The organism is Trabulsiella odontotermitis (assembly GCF_001297775.1).
Classification (GTDB): domain Bacteria; phylum Pseudomonadota; class Gammaproteobacteria; order Enterobacterales; family Enterobacteriaceae; genus Trabulsiella; species Trabulsiella odontotermitis.
Window position 1 is genome coordinate 285,767 of the sequence record NZ_LIFX01000002.1, and the last position, 17,625, is coordinate 303,391.

Here is a 17,625-nt window from a genome sequence, read left to right on the forward strand (position 1 = left end):
TGGTAACGAATCATAAGATTGAAACATGCTACTCTGAACCGGGTATCAGTACCATACAGACTTCATCCTTCACATCGCCCCGACGCATCCTGAATGATGTTGTGTATGAATGAGGAGATTTTTGCATGCAGTTAGAAGAAGGATGGCTGGTGGGCGCGCGACGTGTGCCGTCGCCACACCAGGATTGCCGTCCTGACGATGAAGCTCCGTCGTTGCTGGTGGTGCACAATATCAGCCTGCCGCCGGGTGAGTTTGGCGGGCCGTGGATTGACGCACTATTCACCGGAACGATAGATCCTGCCGCGCATCCCTTTTTTGCCGAAATCGCTCACCTGCGGGTGTCCGCACACTGCCTGATCCGCCGTGATGGCGAAATTGTGCAGTACGTCCCTTTTGACAAGCGTGCCTGGCATGCTGGCGTGTCGAGTTATAAAGGCCGTGAGCGCTGTAATGATTTTTCGATTGGCATCGAGCTGGAAGGGACAGATACGCTGGCGTTTACCCCGGCGCAGTATCAGCAACTGGCGGCGGTCACGAAATTATTAATCCATGTTTACCCGGCGCTCGCCGATAATATGACAGGCCATAGTGATATTGCGCCAGGACGCAAAACCGATCCCGGTCCGGCGTTTGACTGGGCGCGGTTTCGTGCACTGGTCACCCCTTCGTCAGATAAGGAGATGACATGACGCTGTTTACTACGTTGCTGGTGCTGATCGCCGAGCGATTGTTCAAGCTGGGCGAGCACTGGCAGCTCGATCACCGACTGGAAGTCCTGTTCCGCCGTGTTAAGCGTTATTCCCTCTTCCACACGCTGCTGATGGCGATTGTCGCGATGGCGGTGGTGTATCTGGTGCAGCGCGCGTTGTACGGTCTGCTGTTTAACGTGCCGCTGTTGATCATGTGGATTTTGCTCGGCCTGCTGTGTATCGGCGCAGGAAAAACGCGGATGCATTATCACGCTTATCTGAAAGCCGCGGCGCGCAAAGACAGTCATGCCTGCGATTCGATGGCGAGCGAGCTGACGCTGATCCACGGTGTGCCGCCGGGGTGTGACGAGCGGGAATACCTTCGCGAGCTGCAAAACGCCCTGTTGTGGATTAACTTCCGTTTCTACCTCGCGCCGTTGTTCTGGTTTGTGGTCGGTGGACCGCTCGGCCCGGTGACACTCACCGGTTACGCCTTTCTCCGCGCCTGGCAGACCTGGCTGGCGCGTTATCAGACGCCGCACCACCGTTTGCAGTCGGGAATCGACGGTATTCTGCATGTGCTCGACTGGGTGCCGGTGCGACTGGTGGGCGTGGTCTATGCCCTGCTGGGCCACGGTGAGAAAGCGCTGCCCGCATGGTTTGCCTCGCTGGGCGATCGCCATACCTCGCAGTATCAGGTGCTGACGCAACTGGCGCAGTTTTCACTGGCCCGCGAACCGCACATGGATACCGTTGAGACGCCAAAGGCGGCGGTATCCATGGCGAAAAAGACCTCGCTTGTCGTGGTGGTGATCACCGCACTTCTGACCATCTACGGCACGCTGATTTAAGCGTCCGTATCCGCAGGCGGGATGCCGAAGTCAGGCATCCCGTTTTCCTGCCAGCGAATCAGCTTCAACCGCGTATGACGATTGGGATCGTACAGCGGGTCGCCTTCAATCTCTGTGTAGTTACGGGCGTGATACACCAGCACATCCTCTCCCTCTGACGTCTGCGTAAAGCTGTTGTGCCCCGGCCCGTACTGACGATGCTCATAACTTGTCGTGAACACCGGTCGCGGGGATTTGTGCCAGTTGTCGGCCTGCAACGGGTCAGCGTTAAGATCGATCCACAGCAGCCCCATGCAGTAGTTTTCGTCCGTCGCGCTGGCAGAATAGCTGACGAACAACCGGCTGCCATGCACGATCACCGCCGGGCCTTCGTTGACCAGAAAACCCCGGCATTCCCAGTCGAACTCTGGTCTGCTGAGCATCACCGGTTCGCCGCGAAGCGTCCACGGGTTTTCCAGTTCAGCCAGATAAAGGTTGGAGTTACCGGCGATATCGGGCGCTTTTTGCGCCCACAGATACCACTGTTTTCCCTGATGGCGGAAGGTGGTGGCATCCAGCGCGAAAGTATCAAACGGTGTTTTGACCTGACCTTTTTCTTCCCACCGGCCGGTCAGTGGATCAGCGTCGTTGCAGATGAGTGTAAACATGCGGTGCTGAAACATGCCGAGCGCGTCCAGCGCTTCAGTGTGCGTGGCAGCAAAGTAGATCACCCACACGCCGTCGATATTGTGCAGTTCCGGCGCCCAGATGAGTTTGCTCATCGGGCCGGTGGAGGGTTTGCGCCAGACGACCACCGCCTGCGCGGTGCGTAAACCCTCAAGCGTTGCCGCCCGGCGGATCTCCAGCCGGTCATACTCCGGCACCGAGGCAATAAAATAGTATTGCCCTTCATGATGAAGGATAAACGGGTCGGCGCGCTGCTCAATAAAGGGATTTGGCCATACGTTCATTATGCTTTCCTTACCTGTTCGATCTGTTCCTGATACTCGTTCAGCTCGCGATAGTTATGACGGCGTTTTTCCAGGTCAGTCTGGATCTGTTGCATAAAATCGCGATCGACTTTCAGCAGGCGAACCACACCCGCGGTGATGAGATAGCCGATACCCGGAATCACCGTAAACAGCATGACGATGCCGTTGATTGCGGTGGCGCTCTGCGCTTTCGCCCCGGCGTCATAGCCGTACCAGGAGAGAAGGAAACCAACCATCGCCCCGGCGATCGCCAGCCCTACCTTGAGGAAAAAGAGGTTGCCGGAGAAGCTGATCCCGGTGATGCGCTTACCGGTTTTCCATTCGCCGTAGTCGTCAACATCTGCCATCAGCGACCAGTGCAGCGGCGAGGGGATTTGATGCAGGATGTTGAGCAGGAAATAGAGCACCAGAATCATCATCGTGGCGTGCGGATCAAAGAAGTAAAACGCGCAGGAGAAAATCGCCAGTGCGATGTTGGTCCAGAAAAAGACTTTCAGCTTACACCAGCGGTCGGTCAGCACTTTCGCCAGCATGATGCCAATCATCATTCCGACCACGCCGAGGCTGATAAACAGGGTGGCGAAGTGGGTGCTTTGTTGCATCACCCAGGTGACGTAGTACATGGTCGCCGCCATACGGATGAACCCAGGGCAGACGTTACACAGCGTCAGCAGGAGAATGCGCACCCACTGGTCGTTTTTCCATACGTCTTTGAGATCCTGTTTCAGTTCGTCGTTGGTTTGCACCGCCGGGCGAATGCGCTCACGCACGGTGGAGAAGCAGAACAGGAACATGCACATACCGATGAATGCCAGCACGGTCATCGCCAGCTGATAGCCTTTGGCTTTGTTACCGCCGCCGAACCAGTCGACCATCGGCAGCAGTGTCAGCGACAGCAGCAGCGTGGCGATCCCCACCATCACAAAGCGGTACGACTGGCAGGCGACACGCTCTTGTGGGTCATTGGTGATCACGCTGCCCAGCGAGCAGTAGGGGATATTGATCGCGGTATAGGTAATGGAAAGCAGGAAATAAGTGACGAACGCATAGATAACTTTGCTGCTGTAGCTCCATTCTGGTGTGGTAAACATCAGCACGCTGAACAGGGCGTAGGGGAAAGCAATCCATAAAAGCCATGGACGAAACCGGCCCCATTTACTGCGCGTACGGTCGGCCAGCGCGCCCATAATCGGGTCGGTAACGGCATCAATAACACGAACCGATAACAACAATACGCCAACCAGCGCCGGTGCCAGACCGAAGATATCGGTATAAAAATAGTTAACAAACAACAGGATGGCGCCGAAGATGATATTGCATCCTGCATCGCCCATGCCATAGCCGATTTTTTCTTTCACAGACAGTTTATTGTTGCCCATCGACATCACTCCATAATGAGATATGGAGAGAATTATTTGCACGCAAAGCAATATTTGCGTAGCAGGATAGGGGCGGTGATATGGACGAACGAGCTGTTAACGGGAAAGTGTGAGGAAGTTAACAACGCCTCTGCACCTGAAAACAGGCGCAGAGGCATTAAGGATCAATGTGCTTTAACGGTTTTTTCGTTTTTCTGTTTGCACAGATAACCGATGCCGAGGATCACCAGCCAGACCGGGATCAGCCACACGGAGATCGCCATGCCTGGGGTGATCAGCATGATCACCAGCACGCCCGCCATGAACAGCAGGCAAAGCCAGTTACCCAGCGGGTAGAACAGGGCAGGGAAGCGCGGGGTGACGCCCTGCTGTTGCTTCGCACGGCGGAATTTGATGTGCGCGAGGCTAATCATCGCCCAGTTGATGACCAGCGCGGAGACCACCAGCGCCATCAGCAGACCGAATGCCGATTCCGGTGCCAGATAGTTAATCAGCACGCAGAGCGCGGTGAACACAGCGGAAACCAGAATAGTGGTGACCGGCACGCCGCGACGGTCGAGTTTCAGCAGCGCTTTCGGCGCGTTGCCCTGTTGCGCCAGACCAAACAGCATACGGCTGTTGCAGTAAACACAGCTGTTATAGACCGACAGCGCCGCCGTCAGCACCACGATGTTCAGAGCGTTCGCCACGAAGGTATCGCCCAGCTCATGGAAAATCAGCACAAACGGGCTGGTGTCAGCAGTGACACGCGTCCACGGTAACAGCGACAGCAGAACCGCCAGCGAGCCCACATAGAAGATCAGGATGCGGTAGATGACCTGGTTAGTGGCTTTCGGGATGCTGTGTTCCGGATTGTCAGCTTCCGCCGCGGTGATCCCAACCAGCTCCAGTCCGCCGAAGGAGAACATGATAATCGCCATCATCATGACCAGGCCGGTCATGCCGTTAGGTAAGAAGCCCCCTTGCTCCCACAGGTTACGCACGGTCGCCTGCGGGCCGCCGTTGCCGCTGAACAGCAGCCAGCCGCCAAACAGGATCATACCGACCACAGCGACCACTTTGATAATGGCGAACCAGAATTCCATTTCGCCAAAGACTTTCACGTTGGTCAGGTTAATGGCGTTGATGATCACAAAGAACGCGGCGGCAGACACCCACGTCGGGATTTCCGGCCACCAGAACTGGATATATTTCCCGACGGCGGTCAGTTCCGCCATGGCAACCAGCACGTACAGCACCCAGTAGTTCCAGCCTGAGGCAAAGCCGGCGAAGCTCCCCCAGTATTTATAGGCAAAGTGGCTGAAGGAACCGGCAACCGGCTCTTCCACCACCATTTCCCCCAACTGACGCATGATCAGGAAGGCGATGAAACCGGCTATCGCATACCCCAGAATAATCCCCGGACCGGCAGATTGAATTACAGATGCGCTACCAAGAAACAGGCCTGTACCGATAGCGCCGCCCAGCGCAATGAGCTGAATATGGCGGTTTTTGAGTCCGCGCCTTAGCTGATCGCCGTGCTGTTGACCTTCCATCATGAAAACCTCGTGTGTGGTTGTATTTTTATACGCTTGTATTGCGTGTGTAATTATGAAATTCCATTTCCTGTACTTATTTTTTTACGTATTAACAACGGGAAAGTTCCTCTCACCTCTTTCGCAAGAGGAAGAATAGTGGTAAGCGCGGCGTAATGCACCTGCTTTATGAAGGGGTAGTGACGGATTGCATAAAAAGAAAGCATGTGTACAGCGTAGCAGGAGTTTTTCGCTGCGCACGTTTCTCATTCAATATTCAATTTAGGTGCATTTTTATTCATTTAACGACTTGGTGAATCGGTTCGTAATGCACAAAATCGCGTTTCATGCAGGTTAAATCTCCCACTTTGTGAGTAAACGCAGTATTTGTGCAAAGTTACATGTTTGAAACGTTAATTCTGTACTGTTGTTAAAATGTGCGTGGTTTCGTGATTTCAATCAAAACCTGTATGGACATTAGGTGAATACTTTGTTACTTTAGCGCTAAGAACTTGCAATTGGTAAGACCAATTGACTCCGGGCTAATGGCAGAGACAGGGAATAATGGCCTACAGCAAGATCCGCCAACCAAAACTTTCTGATGTGATAGAGCAGCAGCTGGAGTTTTTGATTCTGGAGGGGACACTGCGCCCCGGCGAAAAACTTCCACCTGAACGCGAACTGGCTAAACAGTTCGACGTTTCCCGCCCCTCGCTGCGTGAGGCGATTCAACGTCTCGAAGCCAAGGGCCTTCTGCTTCGTCGCCAGGGCGGCGGTACCTTTGTGCAGAGCAGCCTGTGGCAGAGCTTCAGCGACCCGCTGGTAGAGCTCCTGTCCGACCACCCTGAATCTCAGTTTGATCTGCTGGAAACCCGTCACGCGCTTGAGGGCATTGCGGCGTATTACGCAGCCCTGCGCAGCACTGATGAAGACCGTGAACGCATTCGCGAACTTCATCAGGCCATCGAGCGGGCACAGCAGTCAGGCGACCTTGACGCCGAGTCCAGCGCCGTCGTCCAGTACCAGATTGCCGTCACCGAGGCAGCACACAACGTAGTTTTGCTTCATCTGCTACGCTGCATGGAACCCATGCTGGCTCAAAACGTTCGCCAGAATTTTGAATTGTTGTATGCCCGCCGGGAAATGCTTCCGCTGGTCAGCAACCATCGCACCCGAATTTTCGAGGCGATTATGGCCAGAGAGCCGGAGCATGCGCGTGAAGCGTCGCACCGACATCTGGCTTTCATTGAGGAGATCTTGCTGGACCGCAGCCGTGAACAAAGTCGTAGAGAACGTTCACTTCGCCGCCTACAGCAACGAAAGGATTAAGCGCCGGTTTTTTTAGAGCGCGGCAACTAAACGTAGAACCTGTCTTATTGCGTTTTTAGTTGTTCAAAATAGTTCGGGTTATATCGCGGCGGCAAGTGCGCGAATCCCCGGAAGCATAGTGAACTATGTGACCGGGGTGAGAAAGCGCAGCCAACAAAGAGATAACCTGAAATATGAAGAACAAAGAACGCAATGGGACAGGTTCCAGACAAATCAACGAATTAAAGATAAGGAATACCCCCCATGTCAGAACGTTTCCAAAATGACGTGGATCCGATCGAAACTCGCGACTGGCTACAGGCGATCGAATCGGTCATCCGTGAAGAAGGTGTTGAGCGTGCTCAGTATCTGATTGACCAGCTCCTTTCAGAAGCGCGCAAAGGCGGCGTGAAAGTGGCTGCTGGTGCAGGGGCTAGCAACTACGTAAACACGATTGCCGTTGAAGACGAACCGGAATATCCGGGTAATCTGGATCTGGAGCGCCGTATTCGTTCAGCTATCCGCTGGAACGCGATTATGACCGTTCTGCGCGCCTCCAAAAAAGATCTGGAACTGGGCGGCCACATGGCGTCTTTCCAGTCTTCCGCAACCGTTTATGAAGTGTGCTTTAACCACTTCTTCCGTGCCCGTAACGAGAAAGACGGCGGCGACCTGGTGTACTTCCAGGGCCACATTTCCCCGGGCATCTATGCACGTGCTTTCCTCGAAGGCCGTCTGACTGAAGAGCAGATGAACAACTTCCGTCAGGAAGTTCACGGTAACGGTCTTTCTTCTTACCCGCACCCGAAACTGATGCCGGAATTCTGGCAGTTCCCGACCGTCTCCATGGGCCTCGGCCCGATCGGCGCTATCTACCAGGCGAAGTTCCTGAAATATCTGGAACACCGTGGTCTGAAAGATACCTCTGAACAGACCGTTTACGCCTTCCTGGGCGACGGCGAGATGGACGAGCCGGAATCGAAAGGTGCTATCACCATCGCCACCCGCGAAAAACTCGATAACCTGGTGTTCGTCATCAACTGTAACCTCCAGCGTCTGGATGGCCCGGTCACCGGTAACGGCAAAATCGTTAACGAACTGGAAGGCATCTTCAGCGGTGCTGGCTGGAACGTGATCAAGGTGATGTGGGGCAGCCGTTGGGACGAACTGCTGCGCAAAGACACCAGCGGTAAGCTGATTCAACTGATGAACGAAACCGTTGACGGCGACTACCAGACCTTCAAATCCAAAGATGGCGCGTACGTCCGTGAGCACTTCTTCGGTAAATATCCGGAAACTGCCGCGCTGGTGGCTGACTGGACTGACGATCAGATCTGGGCACTGAACCGTGGTGGTCACGATCCGAAGAAAGTCTATGCGGCACTGAAAAAAGCGCAGGAAACCAAAGGTAAAGCGACAGTCATCCTGGCCCACACCATCAAAGGTTACGGCATGGGCGATACCGCGGAAGGTAAAAACATCGCTCACCAGGTGAAGAAAATGAACATGGACGGCGTGCGTTATATCCGCGACCGTTTCAATGTGCCTGTCACTGACGAGCAGGTTGAAAACCTGTCTTACCTGACCTTCCCGGAAGGTTCTGAAGAGTACAAATACCTGCACGAACGTCGTCAGGCGCTGAAAGGCTACCTGCCGTCTCGTCAGCCGAAATTCACTGAGAAGCTGGAACTGCCTCAGCTTGCTGACTTCTCTCAGTTGCTGGAAGAGCAGAACAAAGAGATCTCCACCACCATCGCTTTCGTTCGCGCCCTGAACGTGATGCTGAAGAACAAGTCGATCAAAGATCGTCTGGTGCCGATCATCGCCGACGAAGCGCGTACCTTTGGTATGGAAGGTCTGTTCCGCCAGATTGGTATTTACAGCCCGAACGGCCAGCAGTACACCCCGCAGGACCGTGAGCAGGTTGCTTACTACAAAGAAGACGAAAAAGGTCAGATCCTGCAGGAAGGCATCAACGAGCTGGGCGCAGGCGCATCCTGGCTGGCGGCGGCGACCTCTTACAGCACCAACGATCTGCCGATGATCCCGTTCTACATCTACTACTCCATGTTCGGGTTCCAGCGTATCGGCGACCTGTGCTGGCAGGCGGGCGACCAACAGGCGCGTGGCTTCCTGGTCGGTGGTACTTCTGGTCGTACGACCCTGAACGGCGAAGGTCTGCAGCACGAAGATGGTCACAGCCACATTCAGTCTCTGACTATTCCGAACTGTATCTCTTACGATCCGGCTTACGCGTACGAAGTTGCGGTGATCATGCACGACGGTCTGGAGCGCATGTACGGTGAGAAACAAGAGAACGTTTACTACTACATCACCACGCTGAACGAAAACTACCACATGCCAGCGATGCCGGAAGGCGCCGAGGAAGGTATCCGTAAAGGTATCTACAAACTCGAAACCCTCGAAGGCAGCAAAGGCAAAGTTCAGCTGATGGGTTCAGGCTCTATCCTGCGTCACGTCCGTGAAGCCGCGCAGATCCTGGCGAAAGACTACGGCGTGGGCTCTGACGTCTACAGCGTGACCTCCTTCACTGAACTGGCGCGTGACGGCCAGGATTGTGAGCGCTGGAACATGCTGCACCCGACCGAAGCGCCGCGCGTACCGTACGTTGCGCAGATTCTGAGCGATGCACCGGCAGTAGCATCGACTGACTATATGAAACTGTTCGCTGAGCAGATCCGTAACTTCATCCCGGCAAGCGATTACCGCGTACTGGGTACTGACGGTTTCGGTCGCTCTGACAGCCGCGAAAACCTGCGTCATCACTTCGAAGTCGACGCTTCTTACGTGGTGGTTGCGGCGCTGGGCGAACTGGCTAAACGTGGCGAAATCGATAAGAAAGTGGTGGCGGAAGCGATCACCAAATTCAACATCGATGCAGATAAAGTTAACCCGCGTCTGGCGTAAGAGGTAAAAGAATAATGGCTATCGAAATCAATGTACCGGACATCGGGGCTGATGAAGTTGAAATCACCGAGATCCTGGTCAAAGTGGGCGACAAGGTTGAAGCCGAGCAGTCGCTGATCACCGTAGAAGGCGATAAAGCCTCTATGGAAGTCCCGTCTCCGCAGGCTGGCATCGTGAAAGAGATCAAAGTCTCTGTCGGCGATAAAACCGAGACCGGCAAATTGATCATGATTTTCGATTCCGCCGACGGTGCTGCAGCTGCAGCACCTGCCAAGGCAGAAGAGAAGAAAGAAGCGGCTCCGGCGGCGGCACCTGCTGCGGCAGCGGCAAAAGAGGTTAACGTTCCGGACATCGGCGGTGATGAAGTTGAAGTCACCGAGATCCTGGTGAAAGTGGGCGACACCGTGACCGCGGAACAGTCGCTTATCACCGTCGAAGGCGACAAAGCCTCTATGGAAGTGCCTGCGCCGTTCGCGGGTACCGTCAAAGAGATCAAAGTGAACACCGGCGACAAAGTCTCCACCGGTTCTCTTATCATGATCTTTGAAGTCGCGGGCGCTGCGCCTGCGGCGGCTCCGGCTAAAGCGGATGCCGCTCCGGCAACAGCGGCACCGGCTGCCGCTGGCGGTGCGAAAGATGTTAACGTCCCGGACATCGGCGGCGACGAAGTTGAAGTCACCGAAGTGATGGTGAAAGTGGGTGACAAAGTCACCGCTGAGCAGTCGCTCATCACCGTCGAAGGCGATAAAGCGTCGATGGAAGTCCCGGCACCGTTCGCGGGTACCGTGAAAGAACTGAAAGTCAATGTGGGCGACAAAGTCTCCACCGGCTCGCTGATCATGGTCTTCGAAGTGGAAGGCGCTGCGCCTGCCGCGGCTCCGGCTGCTGCACCTGCGGCCGCTGCTCCGGCAGCACAGGCAGAAAAACCCGCTGCGGCTCCGGCGGCGAAAGCCGAAGGTAAATCTGAGTTTGCTGAAAACGATGCGTACGTCCATGCAACGCCGCTGATCCGCCGTCTGGCGCGCGAATTCGGCGTGAACCTGGCGAAAGTGAAAGGCACCGGTCGTAAAGGCCGTATCCTGCGCGAAGACGTTCAGGCGTACGTGAAAGACGCGGTCAAACGCGCTGAGTCTGCTCCTGCTGCCACCGGCGGCGGTATCCCTGGCATGCTGCCGTGGCCGAAAGTGGACTTCAGCAAGTTTGGTGAAATCGAGGAAGTCGAACTGGGCCGCATCCAGAAAATCTCTGGTGCTAACCTGAGCCGTAACTGGGTGATGATCCCGCACGTTACCCACTTCGATAAGACTGATATCACCGATCTGGAAGCGTTCCGTAAACAGCAGAACGCCGAAGCTGAGAAACGTAAACTGGACGTGAAATTCACCCCGGTGGTCTTCATCATGAAAGCTGTAGCTGCTGCACTTGAGCAGATGCCGCGCTTCAACAGCTCGCTGTCTGAAGACGGTCAGCGTCTGACGCTGAAGAAATACATCAACATCGGTGTGGCGGTGGATACGCCAAACGGTCTGGTGGTTCCGGTATTTAAAGACGTGAACAAGAAGAGCGTGACTGAGCTGTCCCGTGAACTGACCACCATCTCCAAAAAAGCGCGTGATGGTAAACTGACCGCGGGCGAAATGCAGGGCGGTTGCTTCACCATTTCCAGCATTGGCGGCCTGGGCACCACCCACTTCGCGCCGATCGTCAACGCGCCGGAAGTGGCTATCCTCGGTGTGTCCAAGTCTGCGATGGAGCCGGTGTGGAATGGGAAAGAGTTTGTGCCGCGTCTGATGATGCCAATCTCTCTGTCCTTCGACCACCGCGTGATTGACGGTGCTGATGGTGCGCGCTTCATTACCATCATCAACAACATGCTGAGCGACATTCGCCGCCTGGTGATGTAATCGAAAAGCCGGCCTGACGGCCGGCTTTTTTCTGGTAATCTCATGGCGTACTGTGGGGTTATTAGTGCCAAAAGATAAATCGTTGCCGTTTTGTTGTATCAAAATTGTTAACAATTTTGTAAAATACGGGCGGACAGAACGACCCGGTGGACGATGGGCGAGAAGACCAGGGATCGCCGGATATCAATTAAGAGGTCATGATGAGTACTGAAATCAAAACTCAGGTCGTGGTACTTGGGGCAGGCCCGGCAGGCTACTCTGCTGCCTTCCGTTGCGCTGATTTAGGTCTGGAAACCGTAATCGTAGAACGCTACAGCACCCTCGGTGGTGTTTGTCTGAACGTCGGCTGTATCCCTTCTAAAGCGCTGCTGCACGTTGCGAAAGTTATCGAAGAAGCCAAAGCGCTGGCTGAACACGGTATCGTCTTCGGTGAGCCGAAAACCGATATCGACAAAATTCGTACCTGGAAAGAAAAAGTTATCACTCAGCTGACTGGCGGTCTGGCTGGCATGGCGAAAGGCCGTAAAGTGAAAGTGGTAACTGGTCTGGGTAAATTTACCGGGGCCAACACCCTGGAAGTGGAAGGCGAAAACGGTAAAACCGTGATCAACTTCGACAACGCGATCATCGCGGCGGGTTCCCGTCCGATTCAACTGCCGTTCATTCCGCATGACGACCCGCGTGTCTGGGATTCCACCGACGCACTGGAACTGAAATCCGTACCGAAGCGTATGCTGGTGATGGGTGGCGGTATCATCGGTCTGGAAATGGGTACCGTATACCACGCGCTGGGTTCAGAGATTGACGTGGTTGAAATGTTCGACCAGGTGATCCCGGCGGCAGACAAAGACATCGTTAAAGTCTTCACCAAGCGCATCAGCAAGAAATTCAACCTGATGCTGGAAACCAAAGTGACTGCCGTTGAAGCGAAGAAAGACGGTATTTACGTTTCCATGGAAGGCAAAAAAGCCCCGGCGGAACCGCAGCGTTACGACGCGGTGCTGGTGGCTATCGGTCGTGTGCCGAACGGTAAAAACCTCGACGCGGGCCAGGCCGGTGTTGAAGTTGACGATCGCGGCTTCATCCGCGTTGACAAGCAACTGCGCACCAACGTGCCGCACATCTTTGCTATCGGCGATATCGTCGGTCAGCCGATGCTGGCGCACAAAGGGGTTCACGAAGGTCACGTTGCCGCTGAAGTTATCGCCGGCCAGAAACACTACTTCGATCCGAAAGTGATCCCGTCTATCGCTTACACCGAGCCAGAAGTGGCATGGGTAGGTCTGACCGAGAAAGAAGCGAAAGAGAAGGGTATTAGCTACGAAACCGCCACCTTCCCATGGGCAGCATCTGGCCGTGCTATCGCTTCTGACTGCGCAGACGGTATGACCAAACTGATTTTCGACAAAGAGACTCACCGTGTGATCGGTGGCGCCATTGTCGGTACCAACGGCGGCGAGCTGCTGGGTGAAATCGGTCTGGCGATCGAAATGGGTTGTGACGCCGAAGATATCGCGCTGACCATCCACGCGCACCCGACCCTGCACGAATCTGTGGGTCTGGCCGCCGAAGTGTTTGAAGGCAGCATCACCGACCTGCCAAACGCGAAAGCGAAGAAGAAATAATTCTTCTGCCTCAATGACAAAAAGCGGCTGATTCAGCCGCTTTTTCTTTTTCCGCCCGACAGCGAAAGTTTGAAAAACTATTTCTCCGGTAATACCTCAGTACAACCTGAAGCGCTTTTTAAAATAATTTCCAGGTAAACTCTTAGTGTGCTAATTAATTCAGAGGTGCACTATGAAAACGTTACTGGCTACAGCAGCATTAACCGCAACGCTGGTATCTGGCCTGGCATTTGCCGCCGATCCCGTGATTCCATGGGCTGACAACAGCGGCGGTACCGAAAGTACCCACATCGCTGCCATGGGCGAGAATTTGAACGCGCAGCATCAGGCGGTCACCAAAACGCACGAAGGCGTCTGGGCGGCAAATTCGGGCAGCATCAGCGCCGATGAAGCCGCGCTCTCCAGCAACAAACCGGCGGTGGTGGGTCATCCCGGCTTGATGCCGCATCAGGGTTGATAATGCGTTTTTCCGCGATATAGACGGTCGCCCTTGCGGGCGACCACTAGCTTACTTGCCCAGGTTAAGAACGAACATCACTGTGATGTCGGAAATATTCCAACCACCATGCAGCGATGCCAGCACTAAACCTGTCACAATGATGAGCGCATACAGATAACGCATCTCCATTGCACGTTTTCCCTTTAAGGGCCACGTTGATTCCTTCTTCACCGGGAAAGGCAGAACCGGGCAAACCAGGTAATTGCCACGCGGAGTACTGGAACTGCTTCCAGGCCCGGTGACTGGCTGCTACGCCAGCGAAGCAGGCCAGGGGCGACTATATCGCCACTTTTTCGAAAAGCGATAGCAAAGCATCATTTGTTTCCTGACATTTTGTTAAAACGGGAATGCGCTACGCAAAACCGAAACTGACCATTGCAAACAGGTCAGGTTCTGTGCAAAATCGTCCTTGCCTGGTAATTGCCACAAACCCTGCTTCAACGGTGCCTGCTACCACCCTGAAGCAACAAACTAACCGCTTCATTGCGGTTTTTTTGTGTCTGAGAAACCCCGTTTGGCCTGCAATATATTCAGCGCAACGATTCAGCAAATTATTTAATGTTGCTTTTTTGTAAACGGATTAACACACTGCCAAAATCCTGCTATGCTGCCCGACGCGGTATCCGGCATTTACCCTACAAACTGCTGTCTCACAGGAGCGTGAAGAGAATCGCCTGCCGCACATGACAATGAGAGCGAGGAGAACCGTCGTGCTAAAAGAATACCGTGAGCACGTAGCTGAGCGTGCCGCCGAAGGGATTGTTGCTAAACCCTTAGATGCAACCCAAATGGCCGCGCTGGTGGAACTGCTGAAAAATCCGCCTGCTGGCGAAGAAGACTTCCTGTTAGATCTGTTAACCAACCGTGTCCCGCCTGGCGTTGATGAAGCCGCCTACGTTAAAGCAGGATTCCTTGCCGCTGTCGCCAAAGGCGAAGCGAAATCCCCTCTGGTTACCCCTGAAAAAGCGATTGAACTGCTTGGTACCATGCAGGGCGGATATAACATTCATCCGCTGATTGACGCGCTGGATAACGAAAAACTGGCGCCGATCGCTGCCAAAGCGCTGTCACAAACTCTGCTGATGTTTGACAACTTCTACGACGTAGAAGAGAAAGCCAAAGCGGGTAACATTTACGCGAAACAGGTGATGCAGTCCTGGGCTGACGCAGAATGGTTCCTGAACCGTCCTCAGCTCGCGGAAAAAATTACTGTCACCGTCTTTAAAGTGACGGGCGAAACCAACACCGATGACCTGTCTCCGGCGCCGGATGCCTGGTCACGTCCGGATATCCCGCTTCATGCGCTGGCGATGCTGAAAAACGCCCGCGAAGGGATTGAGCCGGATCAGCCGGGCGTCGTCGGCCCCATCAAACAAATCGAAGCACTGCAGAAAAAAGGCTTCCCGCTGGCCTACGTCGGTGACGTGGTCGGTACCGGTTCTTCCCGTAAGTCCGCGACCAACTCCGTTCTGTGGTTCATGGGCGATGACATTCCGCACGTGCCGAACAAACGCGGCGGCGGTCTGTGCCTCGGCGGTAAAATTGCGCCTATCTTCTTCAACACCATGGAAGATGCCGGTGCGCTGCCCATTGAAGTGGACGTGAGCAACCTGAATATGGGCGACGTGATTGACGTATACCCGTTTAAAGGTGAAGTGCGTAACCACGAAACCAACGAACTGCTGGCAAGCTTTGAACTGAAAACGGACGTGCTGATCGACGAAGTGCGTGCCGGTGGCCGTATTCCGCTGATCATCGGTCGGGGCCTGACCACCAAAGCGCGTGAAGCGCTGGGCCTGCCGCACAGCGACGTATTCCGCAAAGCGAAAGACGTGGCAGAAAGCAGTCGTGGCTTCTCGCTGGCACAGAAAATGGTGGGCCGCGCCTGTGGCGTTGCCGGTGTTCGTCCGGGCGCTTACTGCGAGCCGAAGATGACCTCCGTTGGCTCTCAGGACACCACCGGCCCGATGACCCGTGATGAGCTGAAAGACCTGGCATGCCTGGGCTTCTCGTCTGATCTGGTGATGCAGTCCTTCTGCCATACCGCGGCCTATCCGAAGCCGGTCGACGTGACCACGCACCACACGCTGCCGGACTTCATCATGAACCGTGGCGGCGTCTCGCTGCGTCCTGGCGACGGCGTTATCCACTCGTGGCTGAACCGCATGCTGCTGCCGGACACCGTAGGTACTGGCGGTGACTCGCACACCCGTTTCCCGATCGGCATCTCTTTCCCGGCCGGTTCTGGTCTGGTGGCGTTTGCTGCCGCGACGGGCGTGATGCCGCTGGATATGCCGGAATCCGTTCTGGTGCGCTTCAAAGGCAAAATGCAGCCGGGCATCACCCTGCGTGATCTGGTGCATGCGATCCCGCTGTACGCCATCAAACAGGGCCTGCTGACCGTTGAGAAGAAAGGTAAGAAGAACATCTTCTCTGGCCGCATTCTGGAAATCGAAGGTCTGCCGGATCTGAAAGTTGAGCAGGCGTTCGAACTGACCGATGCCTCGGCTGAGCGTTCTGCCGCCGGTTGCACCATCAAGCTCAACAAAGAGCCGATCATCGAGTATCTGAACTCGAACATCGTGCTGCTGAAGTGGATGATCGCGGAAGGCTACGGCGACCGTCGTACGCTGGAGCGTCGCGTGCAGGGCATGGAAAAATGGCTGGCGGATCCGCAGTTGCTCGAAGCTGATGCCGACGCGGAATACGCGGCGGTGATTGACATCGATCTGGCGGATATCAAAGAGCCGATCCTGTGCGCGCCGAACGATCCGGACGATGCGCGTCTGCTGTCTGACGTGCAGGGCGACAAGATCGACGAAGTGTTTATCGGTTCCTGCATGACCAACATCGGTCACTTCCGTGCGGCAGGTAAACTGCTGGATACCCACAAAGGCCAGTTGCCGACCCGTCTGTGGGTGGCGCCGCCAACCCGTATGGATGCGGCGCAACTGACCGAAGAGGGCTATTACAGCGTGTTCGGTAAGAGTGGCGCGCGTATTGAAATCCCGGGTTGCTCGCTGTGCATGGGTAACCAGGCGCGCGTGGCGGACGGTGCGACAGTGGTTTCCACGTCAACCCGTAACTTCCCGAACCGTTTAGGTACCGGTGCAAACGTCTACCTGGCGTCTGCGGAACTGGCAGCGGTTGCGGCGTTGATCGGCAAACTGCCGACGCCGGAAGAGTATCAGACCTTCGTTGCGAAGGTGGATAAAACCGCCGTGGATACTTACCGCTATCTGAACTTCGATCAGCTCAATCAGTACACCGAAAAAGCGGACGGCGTGATTTTCCAGACCGCCGTGTAAGTTTTTCGTTTACCGATCCGACAAACCCTTCTCCCCGGAGAAGGGTTTTTTATTTCAAACCTTCCCTTCGTACCGCTTTTTTTCTTCTGCTCTGCTGCGATAATTACGGTAAGGGTTTTGCAGAGGAACACATTATGGATTACGAATTTCTGCGCGATGTTACCGGAGTAGTAAAAGTGCGCATGTCCATGGGTCACGAAGTGGTCGGGCACTGGTTTAATGAAGAAGTGAAAGAAAACCTGGCCCTGCTGGACGAAGTGGAACAGGCGGCGCACACGGTGAAAGGCAGCGAACGTTCCTGGCAACGGGTGGGGCATGAATATACGCTCTGGATGGATGGCGAAGAGGCGATAATCCGCGCCAACCAACTGGAGTTTACCGGTGACGAAATGGAAGAAGGGATGAATTACTACGATGAGGAGAGTTTGTCGCTGTGCGGCGTGGAAGATTTTCTTCAGGTGGTGAAAGCATACCGGGAATTTCTTCATCAATCCTGAGTGATTTCAATCATCAAAGCAGCCGGACATTTGCGTCCGGCTTTTTTTTGCTGAAAAATGATTGTTTGATTTTTATTAATCATCTTAAAACTGTGATCTGGCGCGTTTGTGAACTAAATTTGATTAAATATAATCTTTATGATTTTATTTAA

Annotated in this window: 12 protein-coding genes; 9 read left to right on the top strand and 3 right to left on the bottom strand. The window is 54.6% G+C overall.

The genetic code is table 11. The features are described 5' to 3' along the window. Positions 1 to 125 precede the first annotated feature (125 nt). Both ampD and ampE read left to right on the top strand, forming a co-directional pair. Positions 126 to 689, top strand: a complete 564-nt coding sequence (gene ampD, locus AOY23_RS03130) for a 1,6-anhydro-N-acetylmuramyl-L-alanine amidase AmpD (protein WP_054178374.1) — start codon at positions 126 to 128, stop codon at positions 687 to 689. Continuing rightward, the gene (gene ampE, locus AOY23_RS03135) at positions 686 to 1,540 is read left to right on the top strand and encodes a beta-lactamase regulator AmpE (RefSeq protein ID WP_054178375.1); all 855 of its coding nucleotides are present in this window, start codon (positions 686 to 688) and stop codon (positions 1,538 to 1,540) included. The genes ampD and ampE overlap by 4 nt, the downstream gene beginning before the upstream one ends. Here ampE and AOY23_RS03140 read toward each other — a convergent pair. From AOY23_RS03140 to aroP, 3 genes are all read right to left on the bottom strand, one after another. Continuing rightward, positions 1,537 to 2,490 carry a glycoside hydrolase family 43 protein gene (locus AOY23_RS03140; RefSeq protein WP_054178376.1) on the bottom strand — a complete coding sequence of 318 codons (954 nt, stop codon included), beginning with the start codon at positions 2,488 to 2,490 and terminating at the stop codon, positions 1,537 to 1,539. The two genes, ampE and AOY23_RS03140, sit on opposite strands and share 4 nt — an antisense overlap. After that, entirely contained in the window at positions 2,490 to 3,890 is a 1,401-nt protein-coding gene (locus AOY23_RS03145; protein ID WP_054178377.1) for a glycoside-pentoside-hexuronide (GPH):cation symporter, read from the bottom strand. Before AOY23_RS03145 ends, AOY23_RS03140 begins: the two co-directional genes overlap by 1 nt. A 164-nt stretch (positions 3,891 to 4,054) precedes the next feature. Next, positions 4,055 to 5,428: an aromatic amino acid transporter AroP gene (gene aroP, locus AOY23_RS03150; protein ID WP_152958368.1), complete on the bottom strand. Its 1,374-nt coding sequence runs from the start codon at positions 5,426 to 5,428 to the stop codon at positions 4,055 to 4,057. A gap of 540 nt (positions 5,429 to 5,968) precedes the next feature. On the opposite strand from aroP, the gene pdhR reads away from it, so the two are divergent. From pdhR to yacL, 7 genes are all read left to right on the top strand, one after another. Further along, positions 5,969 to 6,733, top strand: coding sequence for a pyruvate dehydrogenase complex transcriptional repressor PdhR (gene pdhR / locus AOY23_RS03155; RefSeq protein ID WP_054178378.1), 765 nt, complete (start codon positions 5,969 to 5,971; stop codon positions 6,731 to 6,733). Positions 6,734 to 6,976: 243 nt separating this feature from the next. Further along, on the top strand, positions 6,977 to 9,640 hold the full coding sequence (gene aceE / locus AOY23_RS03160) for a pyruvate dehydrogenase (acetyl-transferring), homodimeric type (protein ID WP_054178379.1): 2,664 nt from the start codon (positions 6,977 to 6,979) through the stop codon (positions 9,638 to 9,640). Positions 9,641 to 9,654: 14 nt separating this feature from the next. Further along, positions 9,655 to 11,544: a pyruvate dehydrogenase complex dihydrolipoyllysine-residue acetyltransferase gene (gene aceF, locus AOY23_RS03165; RefSeq protein WP_054178380.1), complete on the top strand. Its 1,890-nt coding sequence runs from the start codon at positions 9,655 to 9,657 to the stop codon at positions 11,542 to 11,544. 200 nt (positions 11,545 to 11,744) lie between these two features. Beyond that, entirely contained in the window at positions 11,745 to 13,169 is a 1,425-nt protein-coding gene (gene lpdA / locus AOY23_RS03170; RefSeq protein ID WP_054178459.1) for a dihydrolipoyl dehydrogenase, read from the top strand. Positions 13,170 to 13,341: 172 nt separating this feature from the next. Continuing rightward, the gene (locus AOY23_RS03175) at positions 13,342 to 13,626 is read left to right on the top strand and encodes a hypothetical protein (RefSeq protein ID WP_054178381.1); all 285 of its coding nucleotides are present in this window, start codon (positions 13,342 to 13,344) and stop codon (positions 13,624 to 13,626) included. Positions 13,627 to 14,378: 752 nt separating this feature from the next. Continuing rightward, positions 14,379 to 16,976 (top strand): bifunctional aconitate hydratase 2/2-methylisocitrate dehydratase, encoded by a 2,598-nt coding sequence (gene acnB / locus AOY23_RS03180; protein ID WP_152958369.1) that lies wholly within the window; start codon positions 14,379 to 14,381, stop codon positions 16,974 to 16,976. Positions 16,977 to 17,110: 134 nt separating this feature from the next. Next, entirely contained in the window at positions 17,111 to 17,473 is a 363-nt protein-coding gene (gene yacL / locus AOY23_RS03185) for a protein YacL (protein ID WP_054178383.1), read from the top strand. Positions 17,474 to 17,625: the final 152 nt, after the last annotated feature.